This window comes from Salmonella sp. A1325 (genome assembly GCF_056991255.1).
The window spans coordinates 328,858-345,731 of the sequence record NZ_JAMLWO010000005.1; the positions used below are offsets into that span (position 1 = coordinate 328,858).

The 16,874-nt window shown below is 51.3% G+C and carries 16 protein-coding genes; 10 read left to right on the forward strand and 6 right to left on the reverse strand.

Annotated elements, in window-relative coordinates; all coding sequences use genetic code 11:
• Positions 1–8: 8 nt before the first annotated feature.
• Positions 9–947: a 1-phosphofructokinase gene (fruK, locus tag NAZ64_RS12835; protein WP_000091249.1), complete on the reverse strand. Its 939-nt coding sequence runs from the start codon at positions 945–947 to the stop codon at positions 9–11.
• Positions 947–2,077: a fused PTS fructose transporter subunit IIA/HPr protein gene (gene fruB / locus NAZ64_RS12840; protein ID WP_220569771.1), complete on the reverse strand. Its 1,131-nt coding sequence runs from the start codon at positions 2,075–2,077 to the stop codon at positions 947–949. The genes fruK and fruB overlap by 1 nt, the downstream gene beginning before the upstream one ends.
• Positions 2,078–2,444: 367 nt before the next feature.
• Here fruB and setB point away from each other — a divergent pair, with 367 nt between their 5' ends.
• Positions 2,445–3,626, forward strand: coding sequence for a sugar efflux transporter SetB (gene setB / locus NAZ64_RS12845; RefSeq protein ID WP_220569770.1), 1,182 nt, complete (start codon positions 2,445–2,447; stop codon positions 3,624–3,626).
• A gap of 64 nt (positions 3,627–3,690) precedes the next feature.
• Here the strand turns inward: setB and NAZ64_RS12850 are convergent, their stop codons facing one another.
• From NAZ64_RS12850 to NAZ64_RS12860, 3 genes are all read right to left on the reverse strand, one after another.
• A complete protein-coding gene (locus tag NAZ64_RS12850) occupies positions 3,691–4,356 on the reverse strand; it encodes a GNVR domain-containing protein (protein ID WP_483640948.1) in 666 nt (221 codons plus the stop codon).
• Between the two features lies 1 nt (position 4,357).
• Positions 4,358–4,480 (reverse strand): membrane protein, encoded by a 123-nt coding sequence (locus tag NAZ64_RS12855; RefSeq protein ID WP_001519564.1) that lies wholly within the window; start codon positions 4,478–4,480, stop codon positions 4,358–4,360.
• A gap of 387 nt (positions 4,481–4,867) precedes the next feature.
• Positions 4,868–5,122, reverse strand: coding sequence for a YkgJ family cysteine cluster protein (locus NAZ64_RS12860; RefSeq protein WP_010989043.1), 255 nt, complete (start codon positions 5,120–5,122; stop codon positions 4,868–4,870).
• A 323-nt stretch (positions 5,123–5,445) separates the two neighbouring features.
• Between NAZ64_RS12860 and yeiP the strand changes: the two genes are divergently transcribed.
• The 9 genes from yeiP to yejF all read left to right on the forward strand — a co-directional run bounded on the left by yeiP (position 5,446) and on the right by yejF (position 16,464).
• On the forward strand, positions 5,446–6,018 hold the full coding sequence (gene yeiP / locus NAZ64_RS12865) for an elongation factor P-like protein YeiP (protein ID WP_001136822.1): 573 nt from the start codon (positions 5,446–5,448) through the stop codon (positions 6,016–6,018).
• Positions 6,019–6,228: 210 nt separating this feature from the next.
• Positions 6,229–7,215 (forward strand): CobW family GTP-binding protein, encoded by a 987-nt coding sequence (locus tag NAZ64_RS12870; protein ID WP_000169350.1) that lies wholly within the window; start codon positions 6,229–6,231, stop codon positions 7,213–7,215.
• A gap of 29 nt (positions 7,216–7,244) precedes the next feature.
• Complete coding sequence (locus NAZ64_RS12875) at positions 7,245–7,964, forward strand: phosphatase PAP2 family protein (RefSeq protein ID WP_483640949.1); 720 nt, start codon at positions 7,245–7,247, stop codon at positions 7,962–7,964.
• 413 nt (positions 7,965–8,377) lie between these two features.
• Positions 8,378–8,950 (forward strand): bifunctional murein DD-endopeptidase/murein LD-carboxypeptidase, encoded by a 573-nt coding sequence (mepS, locus tag NAZ64_RS12880; protein ID WP_000241015.1) that lies wholly within the window; start codon positions 8,378–8,380, stop codon positions 8,948–8,950.
• Between the two features lie 325 nt (positions 8,951–9,275).
• Positions 9,276–10,832: a cyclic di-GMP phosphodiesterase gene (locus tag NAZ64_RS12885; RefSeq protein WP_000957761.1), complete on the forward strand. Its 1,557-nt coding sequence runs from the start codon at positions 9,276–9,278 to the stop codon at positions 10,830–10,832.
• Between the two features lie 106 nt (positions 10,833–10,938).
• On the forward strand, positions 10,939–12,744 hold the full coding sequence (locus tag NAZ64_RS12890; protein WP_024798079.1) for an extracellular solute-binding protein: 1,806 nt from the start codon (positions 10,939–10,941) through the stop codon (positions 12,742–12,744).
• A gap of 9 nt (positions 12,745–12,753) precedes the next feature.
• A complete protein-coding gene (locus NAZ64_RS12895; protein ID WP_000501623.1) occupies positions 12,754–13,848 on the forward strand; it encodes a microcin C ABC transporter permease YejB in 1,095 nt (364 codons plus the stop codon).
• Positions 13,848–14,873 carry an ABC transporter permease gene (locus NAZ64_RS12900; protein ID WP_001137748.1) on the forward strand — a complete coding sequence of 342 codons (1,026 nt, stop codon included), beginning with the start codon at positions 13,848–13,850 and terminating at the stop codon, positions 14,871–14,873. Before NAZ64_RS12895 ends, NAZ64_RS12900 begins: the two co-directional genes overlap by 1 nt.
• A 1-nt stretch (position 14,874) precedes the next feature.
• Positions 14,875–16,464: a microcin C ABC transporter ATP-binding protein YejF gene (gene yejF / locus NAZ64_RS12905; protein WP_076726889.1), complete on the forward strand. Its 1,590-nt coding sequence runs from the start codon at positions 14,875–14,877 to the stop codon at positions 16,462–16,464.
• A 3-nt stretch (positions 16,465–16,467) separates the two neighbouring features.
• Here the strand turns inward: yejF and NAZ64_RS12910 are convergent, their stop codons facing one another.
• Positions 16,468–16,812: a YejG family protein gene (locus NAZ64_RS12910; protein ID WP_001094639.1), complete on the reverse strand. Its 345-nt coding sequence runs from the start codon at positions 16,810–16,812 to the stop codon at positions 16,468–16,470.
• Between the last annotated feature and the right edge of the window lie 62 nt (positions 16,813–16,874).

The window sequence follows — 16,874 nt, forward strand, 5'->3', positions numbered from 1 at the left end:
TCCTGCTGTCAGTTAAACGGTTGTAAGTCGACGCGCGCCATCATTGCGGCCAACTGAGGACGATCGGTAATACCCACATTGCTCTGGCTGACCGCCAGCGCGGCAACCGCCGTCGCCAGACGCAGCGTATGTTCGCTGGACTCGCGCATCAGCAGGCCGTAAATCAATCCGCCAACCATGGAATCGCCTGCGCCGACGGTACTTACCACGTCAACCGCCGGTGGTTTAGCGATCCATTCTCCTGAGGCGTTAACCCACAGCGCGCCTTCCGCCCCCAGCGAAATCACCACATGAGCGATACCCTGTTCGCGTAACGCGTGCGCCGCATCAATCACATCTTTCATTTCCGGGAGCTTACGACCCGCCCAAATTTCCAGTTCGCGGCGATTCGGTTTCACCAGCCACGGCGCAGCTTTAAGACCGGCGACTAACGCTTCACGGCTACTATCAAAGATAATGCATGGACACTGGCTGCGCAGACGCGTCATCCAGTCGGTGAACGCTTCCGGACTCACGCCAGCCGGTAAGCTACCGCTGACGCAGACCATATCGAACTGGCCCAGCCAGCTCAGGGAGTCGTTAACAAAGCGTTCCCAGTCTGCGGGGGTCACGTCAAAGCCGGAAAAGTTGAAGTCGGTCACTTCGCCATCTTTTTCCGTCAGCTTCACGTTGATGCGGGTCCGGCCCTGAACCACCTGAAAGCGGTTAGCGATACCCAGTTCGCTGAACAATTGCTGAAAACCGTCCTGGTTATCTTTACCGAGAAAACCGCCGACGGTGACGTCAATGCCTAAGTCTTTCAGCACCTTGGCAACGTTAATGCCTTTGCCCGCCGCGTGCAGACCCGTGGTTTTCACCAGGTTCACTTCGCCGCGTTCGATTTCAGGGCAAAACCCAACCAGATCGTAAGCCGGATTAAGGGTAATGGTGGCGACACGCCTGCTCATTATGCGCCCTCCCCGAGACCGGCGGCGATCGCATCGCCAATCGCTTTCAGCGCCTGTTCAGCATCTTCACCCTGCGCGGTAAAGCGCAGACGATGGCCTTTCTTCACGCCTAATGCCACCACTTTCATCAGACTACGTCCGTTTGCCGGTTTGCCGGTTCCATCAAGGTTTGTCACGGTAATTTCACTGTTAAATTGTTTAATCGTATTCACCAGCATGGTGCCCGGACGGGCATGGAGACCATGCTCATTACGCACTACAAATTCCGCGCTCAGTACGTCATCCGTCAGCGCATCATCACTGGTCAGCAACGCCAGCAGCGTCGCGGCGTCGGCGCTGAGCAGACGATCGGCTTTATTGTTCAGCAACAGGTCGCCGAGGCGTTTTAGCACGGCAATCGGCTGCTCGTCGTTCATCGCGACAGTGACTAATAAGGCTGCTTTTTCACCCTCTACGTCAAACGCCTGGGTCGCACGGCTTACCGCAACAGCGCTGCGCAAATTGCCTTCCGCGCTGTCGTTCAGCCAGATGCCTTGCCCCAGATTCATCGGACTGTCGTTAATCGTTTTTGCGACGAACGCCGCATCAACCGCTCCCGCCTCTTTCAGACGCGCCGCATTTAGCGCCTGCAATGTGACCAGCGAGCTGGCGATGACATCCAGCGTCATCGTCTCGTTATCAAGTTTTAATTGTTCACTTTGCTTCTCGCCCATCAGCAATGCGCGCAGCTCTTCCGCCGTTGTCGCGGATTTCAGCTGTTCAGCCACGGAGTCATCGCTCAGCACATGCGTCAGCTGACGCAGCAGGCCGAGGTGTTCATCCGAACTGGCGGCAATACCAATCGCCACGTAGGCGACCTGGCCTTCTCCCCAGGTAACGCCCTGCGGAAATTGAAAAACCTGGACGCCGGTTTTCAGCACCTGATCGCGCGTGTCTGTTGTGCCATGGGGAATCGCAATACCATTGCCAAGAAAGGTCGAGGTTTGCTGTTCGCGCGCCAGCATACCGTCAACATAGCCGCCCGCCACATTCCCCGCCTGCGCTAACGCGGCGGCGATTTGCCGAATGGCCTCTTCTTTATTTCCGGCCTGCTCACCCGGATGAATGTTCTGAACCGATAACTGGAACATGTGTCTCCTCTCCTGCTGAATTGAAACGATTCAGCCACTATGAGAAAAAAAGCGCCAATCTGAGTTATCAAAAAAACCAGATCGCGCTGAAACGTTTCAAGAAGTCTGGATCTTTCTGCTTCAGCACGCAAGAAAAGTTACCGGTTTTGTAGCAATTTTTTGAGGTAAAGCACATTTTTTCTCCAACAGACCATTAATAGCTGACGCATAAAAGACTTCAGCTTTTTTCTTTCAGCTTCCGTCAGCCCCCCTGATAACAAATTGGAATGCTATTTTGATTTTTCGTGTCGATTTTGATTCAGACGCCTGTTTATTTTCTGACGGGCAGCGTAAACTCCGCCTCTCTTCACACCACTGATATAGAAACATGCACAACAGTCCCGCCGCCGCTGCGCCTAAATCATTTGACCTGACGTCTACCGCCTTTTTGATCGTCGCTTTTCTCACCGGTATTGCCGGTGCGTTACAGACGCCGACGCTCAGTATTTTTCTGACGGATGAGGTTCACGCCCGTCCCGGCATGGTGGGATTCTTTTTTACCGGCAGCGCGGTTATCGGCATTATCGTGAGCCAGTTTCTGGCGGGTCGCTCAGATAAAAAAGGCGATCGCAAAAAACTGATCGTTTTCTGTTGTGTGCTGGGCATGTTGGCCTGCGTGTTGTTTGCCTGGAACCGCAACTACTTTATTTTGCTGTTCATCGGCGTCTTTCTCAGTAGCTTCGGCTCTACCGCCAACCCGCAGATGTTTGCGCTGGCCCGAGAACATGCCGATCGTACAGGTCGTGAAGCGGTGATGTTCAGCTCAATCCTCCGCGCCCAGGTCTCGCTGGCCTGGGTCATTGGGCCGCCGCTGGCCTATGCGCTGGCGATGGGTTTTAGCTTTACGGTGATGTATTTGAGCGCGGCGGTAGCTTTTATCGTCTGCGGCGTCATGGTGTGGTTCTTTTTACCGTCAATGCGCAAAGATGCGCCGCTGGCAACCGGCACGCTGGAAGCACCGCGTCGTAATCGCCGCGATACGCTGTTGTTGTTTGTCATCTGTACGTTAATGTGGGGAACTAACAGCCTGTATATCATTAATATGCCGCTGTTTATCATCAATGAGCTGCATCTTCCGGAAAAACTTGCAGGCGTGATGATGGGCACCGCCGCCGGGCTGGAGATTCCCACAATGCTGATTGCAGGTTACTTCGCCAAACGGTTGGGAAAACGCCTGTTAATGTGCATCGCCGTTGTCGCCGGACTGTGCTTTTATGCGGGTATGTTGCTGGCGCACGCACCGGCGACGTTGCTCGGCTTGCAGTTGCTGAACGCGATTTACATCGGCATTCTTGGCGGGATTGGCATGCTCTATTTTCAGGATCTCATGCCAGGCCAGGCGGGTTCAGCCACCACGCTGTATACCAATACCATTCGCGTCGGCTGGATCATTGCCGGTTCGCTGGCGGGAATCGCTGCAGAAATCTGGAATTATCATGCGGTCTTCTGGTTTGCGTTAGTTATGATTGTCGCCACCATGTGCTGCCTGGCGCGTATTAAAGATGTTTAACTTGCAAGCCTGATACTTTTACTCTTCGACACATTTCAGCGCAGAGTTTATCTCTGCGCAATGTTCATGCACGGTCATTCATTGTCTTTTTCTCAATACGATATTCTGTAAGCGCCCTCTTACATAAAAGACCGGTTATTGAGAAAATTACGCCCATCAGCCCGCAAAGGACCAACACCAGCCGCATCTTATATTTTGGTGTTACAGCAACATCTATCACTTCAATGTTAGCATTATTTTTAACCGCCTCCGACAACAATGATAGCTTTGCATATGTTTCCGTTTGTAACATATTTTTATGAACGCTATAACGTTTAATGTCACCGTCATCGATATACCATGCTGCCATTTTATCAACACTATTTTTCAGGGTGGAAATAATATTATTGACGCTTTCTTCCCTCCCCTGCGCCTTAAAAAGGACAAGCTGATCTTTCGCGTCAAAACTTATTTTATTTTTATATTCCGTAGGCAAGAAACGGCTAAACTGGTTAAGGATAACCGTTGTTTTACATTGAATATCATTAGTATAGCCACATAACGCATAGGTAGCAGGCGTATCCAGATTAGGTTTGATTGTCATACTCACAACCTTTGTATCATGCTGCACGCTCACAAAAACATAGCCAATGGCAACAAAAATAAAGGTAGCGATCATGATACTTAGCCATTTTCTTATAAGGAATAAGGAAACGTCGACTAAATCAATTTCACTATTTTCTCCCCGCATTTCACATCCCTTTTAAAACGCTAATAGTCAACCCGAATACTGAAATAACAAAAAGCAACACCAGCGTAAAAATAAACGCCCTGGCTGCGAACGTATATTTCTTCATAAGATAAAACCCACACATAAGAATTCGAGTATTTTAAAGGAAAATAACAATACATTCACACTGGTTATATCGATCGGTAAATACATCAATGATAGATATAAACTATCAAATTCATGATATCGATCGTTATAAATAATTAAAATCGATCAAAATTCCTCTTTTTAATAGATAAAAACTATCATATAAATAAAATTGATCGTTTTTGTTTTATGTGACGGTTCATTCGGTACACGTTCAGGCACCAACGGGGTTGAGCGGCGACATCTACCGCTTCAGAAGCCACGAAATAAGGGAATCATGTATTACGCTATTTAATGGTAAAAGGAGGTAATTTGAGGCGCAGCTTTTGCAGACTATTTCGGGATATAACGTAAGCCCCTGCACGTTTATCAAAAACGGCATAGCTCATGGTAAGGTTTTCTGTTCGAGTTCCAGCAAATAAATAATGGCCTCTTCCCGGGTCGTTAAACACATGTCCCCTGTCGGTTGCAAACCAGAGCACACTTTTGGGCGTAAAGGCGAGCCAAAGATAAGGCACAAGTTATCTTCCGAAAGCTGCACGCATCTGGTATTCATCGGCTTGCCATACGGCATTCCGGGTATCGGCGACGAAATTGAAGGCGCAATACAGCAAGCGCCACAACCGCTACGACAGTCCATGCTCAGCCCTCTATTTATAACCAAATGAAAGATAACAGAATTTGTCCAAAGAAAAATCCAGATTTAAAATGTGGACGTCATCATGATCAGGCCTGCCCTCAGACATTCCGAAGACAAGGCTGGAAACAGAAGGGACAACACAGCACACTTCCCCCCTCCGGGCGACATGCCATCGCGTATTCTCGTTGAACGCGGAGCGGAAAGCGGGCGAACAGTATCACCTTTTTTGCACCAGCAAAAGTGACAATTCCACTTGCCTGGACGGCCCGGCGCGAGTAGTTTTACGCGATATTTTAGATAATCTCTACAACAGGATCTCCTCGATGCCAAGAGCGAACGAAATCAAAAAAGGTATGGTACTGAACTACAACGGCAAATTGCTGATTGTGAAAGATATCGACATTCAGTCGCCTACCGCCCGTGGCGCCGCCACACTGTATAAAATGCGCTTTTCCGATGTCCGCACCGGTCTGAAAGTGGAAGAACGTTTCAAAGGCGACGATATCGTTGATACCGTCACCCTGAGCCGTCGCGGCGTTGACTTTTCTTATGTCGATGGCAACGAATATGTGTTCATGGATAAAGAAGACTATACGCCGTATACCTTCACCAAAGATCAGATTGAAGAAGAGTTGCTGTTTATGCCTGAAGGCGGAATGCCGGATATGCAGGTTCTGACCTGGGACGGCCAACTGCTGGCGCTAGAGCTTCCGCAGACCGTGGATCTGGAAATCGTCGAAACCGCGCCGGGTATTAAAGGAGCGTCCGCCAGCGCACGTAACAAACCCGCGACATTAAGCACCGGTCTGGTGATTCAGGTTCCCGAATACCTGAGCGCAGGTGAGAAAATCCGCATTCATATCGAAGAGCGCCGTTATATGGGGCGCGCGGATTAAGTTTCGCATTTTTCGGCTGCGCCCCAGGGCGCAGTCTGATCCTTTTCTTTATTGACTGTTCTGCACAGGCAAGAGAAACGTTAAAAATTTAACATTTTCTGCTCTTAAGATGGCAGAAGCACGACTTCGTCAACTCAGCGCTTCTCTTTTTCACGTTTATTCGCCAGGATTATTAAAGTTGTTATGTTGTATCAATATTCTGGAGCTGACGTGACCAAAACCAATCTTATTACTGGATTTCTCGGTAGCGGAAAAACCACCTCTATCCTTCATTTATTAGCCCATAAAGATCCGGCTGAAAAGTGGGCCGTCCTGGTCAATGAATTTGGCGAAGTGGGTATTGACGGCGCGCTGCTTGCCGACAGCGGCGCACTGCTAAAAGAGATCCCCGGCGGCTGCATGTGCTGCGTCAACGGATTGCCTATGCAGGTGGGGCTCAACACGCTGCTACGCCAGGGCAAACCTGACCGGTTGCTGATTGAACCAACCGGACTGGGGCACCCAAAACAGATTCTGGATTTATTAACTGCGCCGGTTTATGAGCCGTGGATTGATTTACGCGCCACGCTCTGCATCCTGGACCCTCGCCTGCTACTGGACCAACAGAGCGTCGCCAATGAAAATTTCCGCGATCAGCTCGCCTCAGCCGATATTATCATCGCCAATAAGACCGATCGCGCCACGGCGCAGAGCGATGCCGCCCTGCAACAGTGGTGGCGACAGTACGGCGGCGATCGCCAACTGATTCATGCCGAACATGGACAGATAGACGGTAAGCTTCTGGATTTACCGCGACAAAATCTGGCGGAACTGCCGGCCAGCGCCGCACATTCTCACACTCATGCCAGTAAAAAAGGACTCGCTGCGCTAAATCTGCCCGCTCAGCAGCGCTGGCGACGCAGCCTCAATAGCGGACAAGGTCATCAGGCCTGCGGCTGGATTTTCGATGCCGATACCGTGTTTGACACCATTGGCCTCCTCGAATGGGCGCGTCTGGCGCCGGTGGGCCGGGTGAAAGGCGTTATGCGCATACAAGAGGGGCTGGTACGCATCAATCGCCAGGGCGATGACCTGCACATCGAAACACAGAGTGTCGCGCCGCCGGATAGCCGGGTTGAACTTATCTCAAACACAGAAACCGACTGGAATACGTTACAGACGGCCTTGTTGAAGCTTCGTTTAGCGACGCACGCGTAAGGTTGCCACCGTTTAAAAACTATGGCGAAATGACGATGAAAACCCGCTATTCCTTGATAATTCTGCTTAATGCCGCCGGTCTGGCGCTGTTTTTGTCATGGTATCTTCCCGTCAATCACGGTTTCTGGTTCACCATTGATTCCGGCATATTCCACTTCTTTAACCAGAAACTGGTGGAAAGCCACGCGTTCCTCTGGTGGGTCGCTATTACCAATAATCGGGCGTTTGACGGCTGTTCGCTGCTGGCGATGGGCGGACTGATGCTCAGTTTCTGGCTAAAAGAAAACGCGTCGGGCCGGCGGCGCATTGTGATAATCGGATTGGTCATGCTGCTAACAGCGGTGGTGCTTAACCAACTCGGTCAGGCGCTGATCCCCGTCAAGCGCGCCAGCCCAACGCTCTCTTTTGAGCATATTTATCGCGTCAGTGAGTTGCTGTACATCCCGACAAAAGACGCGTCAAAAGACAGTTTCCCAGGCGATCACGGTATGATGCTGCTGATATTTTCCGCCTTTATGCTGCGTTATTTCGGCAAAAAGGCGGGGATTATCGCCCTTATTATATTTGTGGTTTTCGCGTTTCCGCGCGTTATGATTGGCGCTCACTGGTTCACCGATATTGTGGTCGGGTCGCTCACGGTTATTTTGATTGGCCTCCCCTGGTGGCTGATGACCCCGCTCAGCGACCGGGCGATAGCGCTTTTTGAGAATTATCTCCCGGGCGGAAATAAACAAATTTTAAACAAATAACCTATGTAATTAACATTACCTTCAGCGATAGTTTTACATCGTTGAAGGTAATTTATGATGATATTTTCCCAGCCCATCATTTTTCGGTCATATTATTCCTCTGCAAAATGAACAGGTTGCACGATTTTTAAACGATTTGCGCTTAATTTGACCCGTGCTGATAGTTCACTTTTCGTATCATAAATTCTTATAAAAAATCACGCGAAATCGCTCGCAATGACAGCAACAATCGGGTAATCTCAAACTCGTTTTGCCTCGCCAGATAATTATTCTCATTGCGAATAAATTTGTGCGTTCCGCCACAGATTTGTGCACAAAGAATTGTCTCAGGCTGTGCAGGTAATTAGTCTCATCACGTTTGGCATTTTTATAACGATATTTATCGTTAAGGACTTCAAGGGAAAACAAACAACATGGTCAAATCTCAACCGATTTTGAGATATATTTTGCGCGGGATTCCTGCGATTGCAGTTGCGGTTCTGCTTTCTGCTTGTAGCACAACCACCAATACCGCAAAGAATATGCATTCTGAGACGCATGCTGTGGGCAATAGCGATAGCTCTTCACTGCAAGCCTCTCAGGATGAATTTGAAAATATGGTGCGTAACCTCGACGTTAAGTCGCGGATTATGGATCAGTATGCTGACTGGAAAGGCGTGCGTTACCGCCTGGGCGGCAGCACTAAGAAAGGCGTCGACTGTTCCAGCTTTGTACAGCGCACCTTCCGTGAACAGTTTGGTTTAGAGCTTCCGCGTTCAACCTATGAACAGCAGGAAATGGGCAAAGCAGTTTCACGCAATAACCTGCGTACGGGCGATCTGGTTCTGTTCCGCGCCGGTTCCACTGGTCGCCATGTCGGTATTTATATCGGCAATAACCAGTTTGTCCATGCGTCTACCAGTAGCGGCGTAATTATCTCCAGTATGAACGAACCGTACTGGAAAAAACGCTACAATGAAGCGCGTCGAGTTCTGAGCCGCAGTTAATCTTCATCAGGCAGCACCTCCCTTGGCTTACCTGATGAGACGACATAAAAAGCACTGCTTCGGCAGTGCTTTTGCTTATTATCCCTTCTGAACCCGTTTTATCGAATAGCGACGTGTGGCCTCTTATCCAGCCTACAACACACGAACGTAGGCCTGATAAACATAGCGCCATCAGACATTCAGGTCGTTTCCGCCAACGACTACTGCGACAATACGCTTTCCTGCGCATCACAGAAAAGCATGACTATCCGGGGTAATCCAGGCTATAGTCTTATAAATCAACCAGTTTAACCGGCATCCGCCTTTTCAGGTCACACCAGGAATTATGCTAACACGCGACTCCTCTTCCGGTCGGAAAATCCTGCTTACCTGTATCATTACGGGGATGGCAGCAGCATTACTTATTGGTAGCCTGCAATTTTTCCTGTCGTGGCATAAACGGGATGTTAAATACAATACGCTCCTTTCTGATGTACAACATTACCTGGCCAGCTATTTCGCCGACCTGAAAGCCACCACCGATATTCTTCAGCCGTTGACGATCAACACCTGTCAGCAGGTTGGCGCAGAACTTACCTCAAGAGCCGCTTTTAGCCTTAATGTCCGCGCCTTCTTATTGATTAAAGATAAAAAAGTGTTTTGCTCTTCCGCCACTGGCGCCATGAATATGCCGCTTCAGCAACTGGTACCGGATATAGATATCCGCAAAGACGTTGCTATGGCGATTCTGCCCGGCACGCCAATGATGCCCAACAAACCGACAATGGTGATTTGGTATCGAAACCCATTATTAAATGACAGCGGCGTATTCACATCGCTGAATATTAACCTGACGCCCTACTTACTCTATACCACGCGCCAGGACGATTTTAACGGCATCGCGCTGATTGTCGGCAATACCGCGCTGTCGACTTTTTCTTCGCGTCTGCTGACCGTCGCGGAGCTGCCGGGCGCGCCATCACGACAGGCAACTATCAACGGCCTGCCGCTTAAAATACAGCTTTATGCCGATAGCTGGACCTACAATGACTTGTGGTATGCGTTGATGCTGGGCTGCATTAGCGGCATCGTAGCGGGGTTTATCTGTTACTTTATCTATGCCCTCCGGACGCGACCGGGCAAAGAGATTTTAACGGCGATCAAACACGAGCAGTTTTATGTGGTTTATCAGCCCGTCGTCGATACTCGTACGCTGAACGTCACCGGGCTTGAAGTCTTACTGCGCTGGCGTCACCCTACGGCAGGCGAGATTCCGCCGGATGCCTTTATCCACTATGCCGAAGCGCAACAACTTATCGTACCGTTAACGCAGCATCTGTTCGAGCTGATCGCCCGCGACGCTCCCACGCTACAGAAGGTGATGCCCGTCGGTGCCAAATTTGGCATTAACATCGCGCCGGAACATCTGCACAGCGACAGTTTTAAAGAGGATATGCACCGGCTCAGGGACGCCCTGCCCGCGCACCATTTTCATATCGTGCTGGAAATCACTGAACGCGATATGCTTCAGCAGTACGAAGCGGCCAAACTGTTCGAATGGCTGCATTCCGCCGGGTTTGAAATCGCTATAGATGATTTCGGTACAGGCCATAGCGCCCTGATTTATCTGGAGCGATTTACTTTAGATTATCTGAAAATCGATCGCGGCTTTATCCAGGCGATCGGTACGGAAACCGTCACGTCTCCGGTTCTGGATACCGTGCTGACGCTCTCCAGACGCCTGAATATGCTGACGGTGGCCGAGGGCGTTGAAACGCCGGAGCAGGCCCGTTGGCTACGCGATCACGGTGTTAATTACTTGCAGGGGTACTGGATTAGCCGTCCTTTACCCCTAAAAGATTTCGTGCTGTGGATGTCGGCGCCTTCCGTGCCTGAATGGTAGTCCCCTTACGGTTTTAACGGATTCACATCAGACGCAACGTCACTTATTATTCAGCGAAACGCCTGCCGGTTTGCAGCGGGCAATACGATAAGGAAACCGCCTTCAGATGATTGCGCGCGTAATGCTTCTGCTTGTCGCACTGGTTAGCGCTGGCGCCCAGGCCCAGGAAATCAAAGAAAGCTACGCTTTCGCCGTACTCGGCGAACCTAAGTATGCTTTTAACTTTGATCACTTTGATTATGTGAATCCTGCTGCGCCGAAAGGCGGTCAGATGACGCTTTCCGCCATTGGTACGTTCGATAATTTCAATCGCTATTCGCTGCGCGGCAATCCCGGCGTACGTACCGAAGCCCTTTACGATACGCTTTTTACCACCTCGGATGATGAGCCCGGAAGCTATTATCCGCTGATTGCCGACCATGCCCGCTATGCCGCCGACTATTCCTGGGTGGAAATCTCGATTAATCCCCGCGCTCGTTTTCACGATGGCACGCCCATTACCGCCCGCGATGTGGCCTTTACCTTTCATAAGTTTATGACCGAAGGCGTACCGCAGTTCCGTTTGGTCTATAAAGGTACTACCGTGAAGGCGATTGCGCCTTTAACCGTGCGAATTGAGCTGGCGAAGCCTGGTAAAGAAGACATGCTTAGTCTGTTTTCACTACCGATCATGCCCGAAAAATTCTGGAAAAATCACAAACTCAGCGATCCGCTTTCAACGCCGCCCTTAGCCAGCGGGCCATACCGGATTACTCAGTGGAAAATGGGCCAGTACATTGTCTATTCACGCGTCAAAAACTACTGGGCGGCTAATCTGCCGGTCAATCGTGGACGTTTTAACCTCGACACTATCCGCTACGATTACTACCTTGATGACAATGTCGCTTTCGAGGCGTTTAAAGCGGGCGCATTTGATCTACGGCTGGAAAACGACGCTAAAAACTGGGCAACGCGCTACATCGGTAAAAATTTCGATAATCATTACATCATTAAAGAAGAGCAGAAAAACGAGTCGGCGCAGGACACACGCTGGCTGGCCTTTAATATTCAGCGCCCGGTATTTAAAGACCGACGGGTACGTGAAGCCGTCACCCTGGCCTTCGATTTTGAGTGGATGAATAAAGCGTTGTTCTATAATGCCTGGAGCCGAACCAACAGTTACTTCCAGAATACCGAGTACGCCGCCAGAAATTATCCTGACGCCGATGAGCTGGTATTACTCGCGCCGATGAAAAAAGATCTTCCTCCTGAAGTCTTCACTCAGATCTATCAGCCGCCGGTCTCTAACGGCGACGGCTACGATCGCGAAAATCTTCTTAAAGCTGACGCCTTGTTGACGCAGGCCGGATGGGTGCTCAACGGACAGCAACGGGTCAATAGCGTCACCGGTAAGCCTCTGACGTTTGAACTTCTCCTTCCTGCCAGCAGTAATAGCCAGTGGGTTCTACCCTTCCAGCATAATCTTCAGCGTCTGGGCATTACGATGACTATCCGTCAGGTTGATAATTCTCAGCTCACCAACCGGATGCGCAGCCGCGACTATGACATGATGCCGAGGCTATGGCGGGCGATGCCCTGGCCCAGCTCCGATCTACAAATCTCATGGGCGTCGGAATACATTAACTCCAGTTATAACGCTCCCGGCGTACAAAGCCCGGTGGTGGATAAACTGATCGCGCAAATTATCGCAGCGCAGGGTGATAAAGCGAAACTGGTGCCGCTGGGACGGGCGCTGGATCGCGTGCTGACCTGGAACTATTACATGCTGCCGATGTGGTATATGGCGCAAGACAGGCTCGCCTGGTGGGATAAATTCTCCCATCCGGCGATTCGCCCGGTATATACCATCGGGTTAGATACCTGGTGGTATGATGTCAACAAAGCCGCCAAACTACCGGCAGCCAGGAGGTAGTAAGAATCAATGGGCGCCTATCTTATCCGCCGTCTGTTACTGGTGATCCCCACGCTATGGGCCATTATTACCATTAACTTTTTTATCGTGCAGATCGCTCCCGGCGGCCCTGTCGATCAAGCGATTGCCGCGATTGAATTTGGCCAGGGCGGCGCGTTGCCCGGTGCCAGCGGCGAAGGCGTTCGCGCCAGTCATGCGCAAACCGGCGTCGGCAATATCAGCGACAGCCATTATCGCGGCGGCCGGGGACTCGATCCGGAGGTGATCGCGGAGATCACCCATCGCTATGGCTTCGACAAACCGCTGCATGAGCGTTATTTCAAGATGCTACGGGACTATCTCTCTTTTGACTTCGGTGACAGTCTGTTTCGCAGCGCATCCGTACTGACGCTGATCAAAGATAGCCTTCCCGTCTCCATTACCCTGGGATTATGGAGCACGCTGATTATTTATCTGGTGTCTATCCCGCTGGGGATCCGCAAAGCCGTCCATAACGGCAGTCGCTTTGATGTGTGGAGCAGCGCGTTTATCATTATCGGTTATGCGATCCCCGCCTTTCTGTTCGCTATTTTATTAATCGTCTTTTTTGCCGGCGGCAGCTACTACGATATCTTTCCGCTACGTGGCCTGGTCTCCGCCAACTTTGACACGTTACCGTGGTACCAAAAAATCACCGATTATTTGTGGCATATTACGCTACCGGTGTTGGCGACCGTCATCGGCGGTTTTGCTGCCCTGACGATGCTGACGAAAAATTCGTTTCTCGACGAGGTGCGTAAACAGTATGTCGTTACCGCTCGCGCTAAAGGCGTGAGTGAAAAAAACATTCTCTGGAAACATGTTTTTCGTAACGCCATGCTGCTGGTGATCGCCGGGTTTCCCGCCACTTTTATCAGTATGTTTTTCACCGGCTCGTTGCTAATTGAAGTCATGTTCTCGCTCAACGGCCTGGGGCTGCTGGGTTATGAAGCAACTGTTTCGCGCGACTATCCGGTGATGTTCGGCACGCTTTATATCTTTACCCTGATTGGCTTATTACTGAATATCCTGAGCGATATCAGCTATACGCTGGTCGATCCACGCATTGATTTTGAGGGACGATAATGCCGCGATTAAGCCCGGTCAATCAGGCCCGCTGGGCGCGTTTCCGCCATAATCGCCGGGGCTACTGGTCACTATGGATTTTCCTGATCGTGTTCAGCCTGAGCTTATGCGCGGAACTGATTGCTAACGATAAGCCATTGCTGGTGCGCTATGAAGGCCAGTGGTATTTTCCGCTGGTAAAAAATTACAGCGAGCGCGATTTCGGCGGCCCGCTGGCGACAACGGCAGATTATCAGGACCCCTGGCTACAACGGCAGCTTGAGAATCGGGGCTGGGTGTTGTGGGCTCCCGTACGCTTTGGCGCCAATACCATTAATTTTGCCACCACGCAGCCTTTCCCCTCCCCGCCTTCGGCGAAAAACTGGCTGGGCACCGATGCGAATGGCGGCGACGTTTTCGCCCGCATCCTGTACGGCACCCGCATTTCTATTTTATTCGGCCTGATGTTAACGATTTGCTCCAGCGTCATGGGTGTACTGGCGGGCGCGCTACAGGGCTATTATGGCGGCAAAGTCGATTTATGGGGACAACGTCTCATCGAAGTCTGGTCGGGGATGCCGACCCTGTTTCTGATTATTTTACTTTCCAGCGTAGTGCAGCCTAACTTCTGGTGGCTGCTGGCCATAACCGTACTGTTTGGCTGGATGAGTCTGGTGGGCGTGGTGCGCGCCGAATTTTTACGGACCCGCAATTTTGACTATATCCGCGCCGCGCAGGCGCTTGGCGTCAGCGATCGTGACATTATCCTGCGCCATATGTTGCCTAATGCGATGGTCGCTACCCTGACATTTTTACCGTTCATTTTATGTAGCTCCATCACCACCCTGACGTCGCTGGATTTTCTGGGATTTGGTCTGCCGCTTGGCTCCCCTTCTCTCGGCGAACTTCTTTTACAGGGGAAAAACAACTTACAGGCTCCCTGGCTGGGGATCGCCGCCTTTCTGTCTGTCGCCATTCTGCTATCGCTGCTGATTTTTATCGGCGAAGCGGTACGCGACGCCTTTGATCCTGCTAAGGCGGTATAAGATGACATCTCCATTGCTTGCGATTGAAAATTTATCGGTAGGTTTCCGTCAGCAACAGCACGTGCGCCCTGTCGTTAACGCCATTTCGTTACAGGTGAACGCCGGGGAAACGCTGGCGCTGGTCGGCGAGTCCGGGTCAGGAAAAAGCGTGACGGCGCTTTCCATTCTGCGTCTTTTGCCTACCCCTCCCGCCGTCTACCTCTCCGGCGATATTCGCTTTCACGGCGAATCATTGCTTCATGCCAGCGAGCAGACGCTACGCGGCGTGCGCGGCAATAAAATCGCCATGATTTTTCAGGAACCGATGGTTTCACTTAACCCACTGCATACGCTGGAAAAACAGCTCTATGAAGTGCTGTCGCTCCATCGGGGAATGCGTCGGGAGGCGGCAAGGGCGGAGATGATCGGTTGTCTGGATCGGGTCGGTATCCGCCAGGCGAGCCAGCGTCTGCGCGATTATCCGCATCAGCTTTCCGGCGGCGAACGCCAGCGCGTCATGATAGCCATGGCGCTGTTAACACGGCCGGAATTACTGATCGCCGATGAGCCGACCACCGCCCTCGACGTCTCCGTACAGGCGCAGATTTTATCTCTACTGCGGGAACTCCAGCGCGAGCTCAATATGGGATTGCTGTTTATCACCCATAACCTCAGCATTGTAAAAAAACTGGCGGATTCAGTGGCGGTAATGCAACACGGCAAGTGCGTAGAGAACCAACGCGCCGACACGCTGCTCTCCGCGCCGACCCATCCGTACACGCAAAAACTACTCAACAGCGAACCCACAGGCGATCCGGTTCCGCTCCCCGCCGGGCAGACGCCGTTGCTGGAAGTGGACAGGCTGCGCGTCGCCTTCCCGATCCGCAAAGGCATTCTGAAGCGCGTCGTGGATCATAATGTGGTGGTTAACAATATCAGTTTCACCCTGCATCCAGGCGAAACGCTGGGTCTGGTCGGCGAGTCAGGATCGGGAAAAAGTACCACCGGTCTGGCGCTGTTACGGCTTATCCGCTCCGAAGGCCGCATCGTGTTTGACGGTCAATCGCTGGATACGTTAAACCGCCGCCAGCTTTTACCTGTTCGCCACCGTATCCAGGTCGTATTCCAGGACCCGAACTCATCGCTAAACCCGCGTTTAAACGTGTTGCAAATTATCGAAGAAGGCCTGCGCGTCCACCAGCCTACGCTTTCAGGCGCGCAGCGCGAACAGCAGGTGAAAGCGGTCATGATGGAAGTCGGCCTGGACCCGGAAACGCGGCATCGTTACCCCGCTGAGTTTTCCGGCGGGCAGCGTCAACGTATCGCCGTCGCCAGGGCACTGATTTTAAAACCGTCGCTTATTATTCTGGATGAACCGACCTCATCGCTGGATAAAACCGTTCAGGCGCAGATTCTTGCCCTCCTGAAATCGCTCCAGCAAAAGCACCGTCTGGCCTATATCTTCATTAGCCACGATCTGCATGTAGTACGCGCGCTGTGCCATCAGGTTATCGTGCTGCGACAGGGGGAGGTGGTTGAACAGGGGCAATGCGAGCGCGTGTTTACCGCACCGCAACAGTCCTATACGCGTCAGCTACTCGCGTTAAGCTGACGCCTAAAAAGGATTATTGTTAGAAAAAGGTTCCGCTATCGCCACGCCGAAATTTTTCAGCCGACAGGTGGCGGCAAACTCATCCTGACGATTAACGAACAGGCATGGCTCCCCTTCGCATTCCAGCACGGAGCAAGGAACTTCAATATCGCTTAGCGCCTGGCTGAGCTTATGCATCACTGACCACGCGCTATCGCCTGCCGGACTCAACAGTTTAAGCGCCACCAGACTATTCTCGGTGCTCTGCCCGTTTTGCGGAATCGGTTCAACCTTTGACCCCGCAAAACCCGCCGACCAGCGATAGTTTTGCGGCAGACGGTGAACAATTGAGAGCTGTAATGTATTCACTTTCTTTCCCCGGAAGCACAATTACTTCACAATTTACTTACATTTATATTAACACATCATTG

Coding starts and splice junctions, on each gene's coding strand:
- fruK (WP_000091249.1), bottom strand. CDS start 947: ATGAGCAGGCGTGTCGCCACCATTACCCTTAATCCGGCTTACGATCTG.
- fruB (WP_220569771.1), bottom strand. CDS start 2,077: ATGTTCCAGTTATCGGTTCAGAACATTCATCCGGGTGAGCAGGCCGGA.
- setB (WP_220569770.1), top strand. CDS start 2,445: ATGCACAACAGTCCCGCCGCCGCTGCGCCTAAATCATTTGACCTGACG.
- NAZ64_RS12850 (WP_483640948.1), bottom strand. CDS start 4,356: ATGCGGGGAGAAAATAGTGAAATTGATTTAGTCGACGTTTCCTTATTC.
- NAZ64_RS12855 (WP_001519564.1), bottom strand. CDS start 4,480: ATGTGTGGGTTTTATCTTATGAAGAAATATACGTTCGCAGCCAGGGCG.
- NAZ64_RS12860 (WP_010989043.1), bottom strand. CDS start 5,122: ATGGACTGTCGTAGCGGTTGTGGCGCTTGCTGTATTGCGCCTTCAATT.
- yeiP (WP_001136822.1), top strand. CDS start 5,446: ATGCCAAGAGCGAACGAAATCAAAAAAGGTATGGTACTGAACTACAAC.
- NAZ64_RS12875 (WP_483640949.1), top strand. CDS start 7,245: ATGACGATGAAAACCCGCTATTCCTTGATAATTCTGCTTAATGCCGCC.
- mepS (WP_000241015.1), top strand. CDS start 8,378: ATGGTCAAATCTCAACCGATTTTGAGATATATTTTGCGCGGGATTCCT.
- NAZ64_RS12885 (WP_000957761.1), top strand. CDS start 9,276: ATGCTAACACGCGACTCCTCTTCCGGTCGGAAAATCCTGCTTACCTGT.
- NAZ64_RS12890 (WP_024798079.1), top strand. CDS start 10,939: ATGATTGCGCGCGTAATGCTTCTGCTTGTCGCACTGGTTAGCGCTGGC.
- NAZ64_RS12895 (WP_000501623.1), top strand. CDS start 12,754: ATGGGCGCCTATCTTATCCGCCGTCTGTTACTGGTGATCCCCACGCTA.
- NAZ64_RS12900 (WP_001137748.1), top strand. CDS start 13,848: ATGCCGCGATTAAGCCCGGTCAATCAGGCCCGCTGGGCGCGTTTCCGC.
- yejF (WP_076726889.1), top strand. CDS start 14,875: ATGACATCTCCATTGCTTGCGATTGAAAATTTATCGGTAGGTTTCCGT.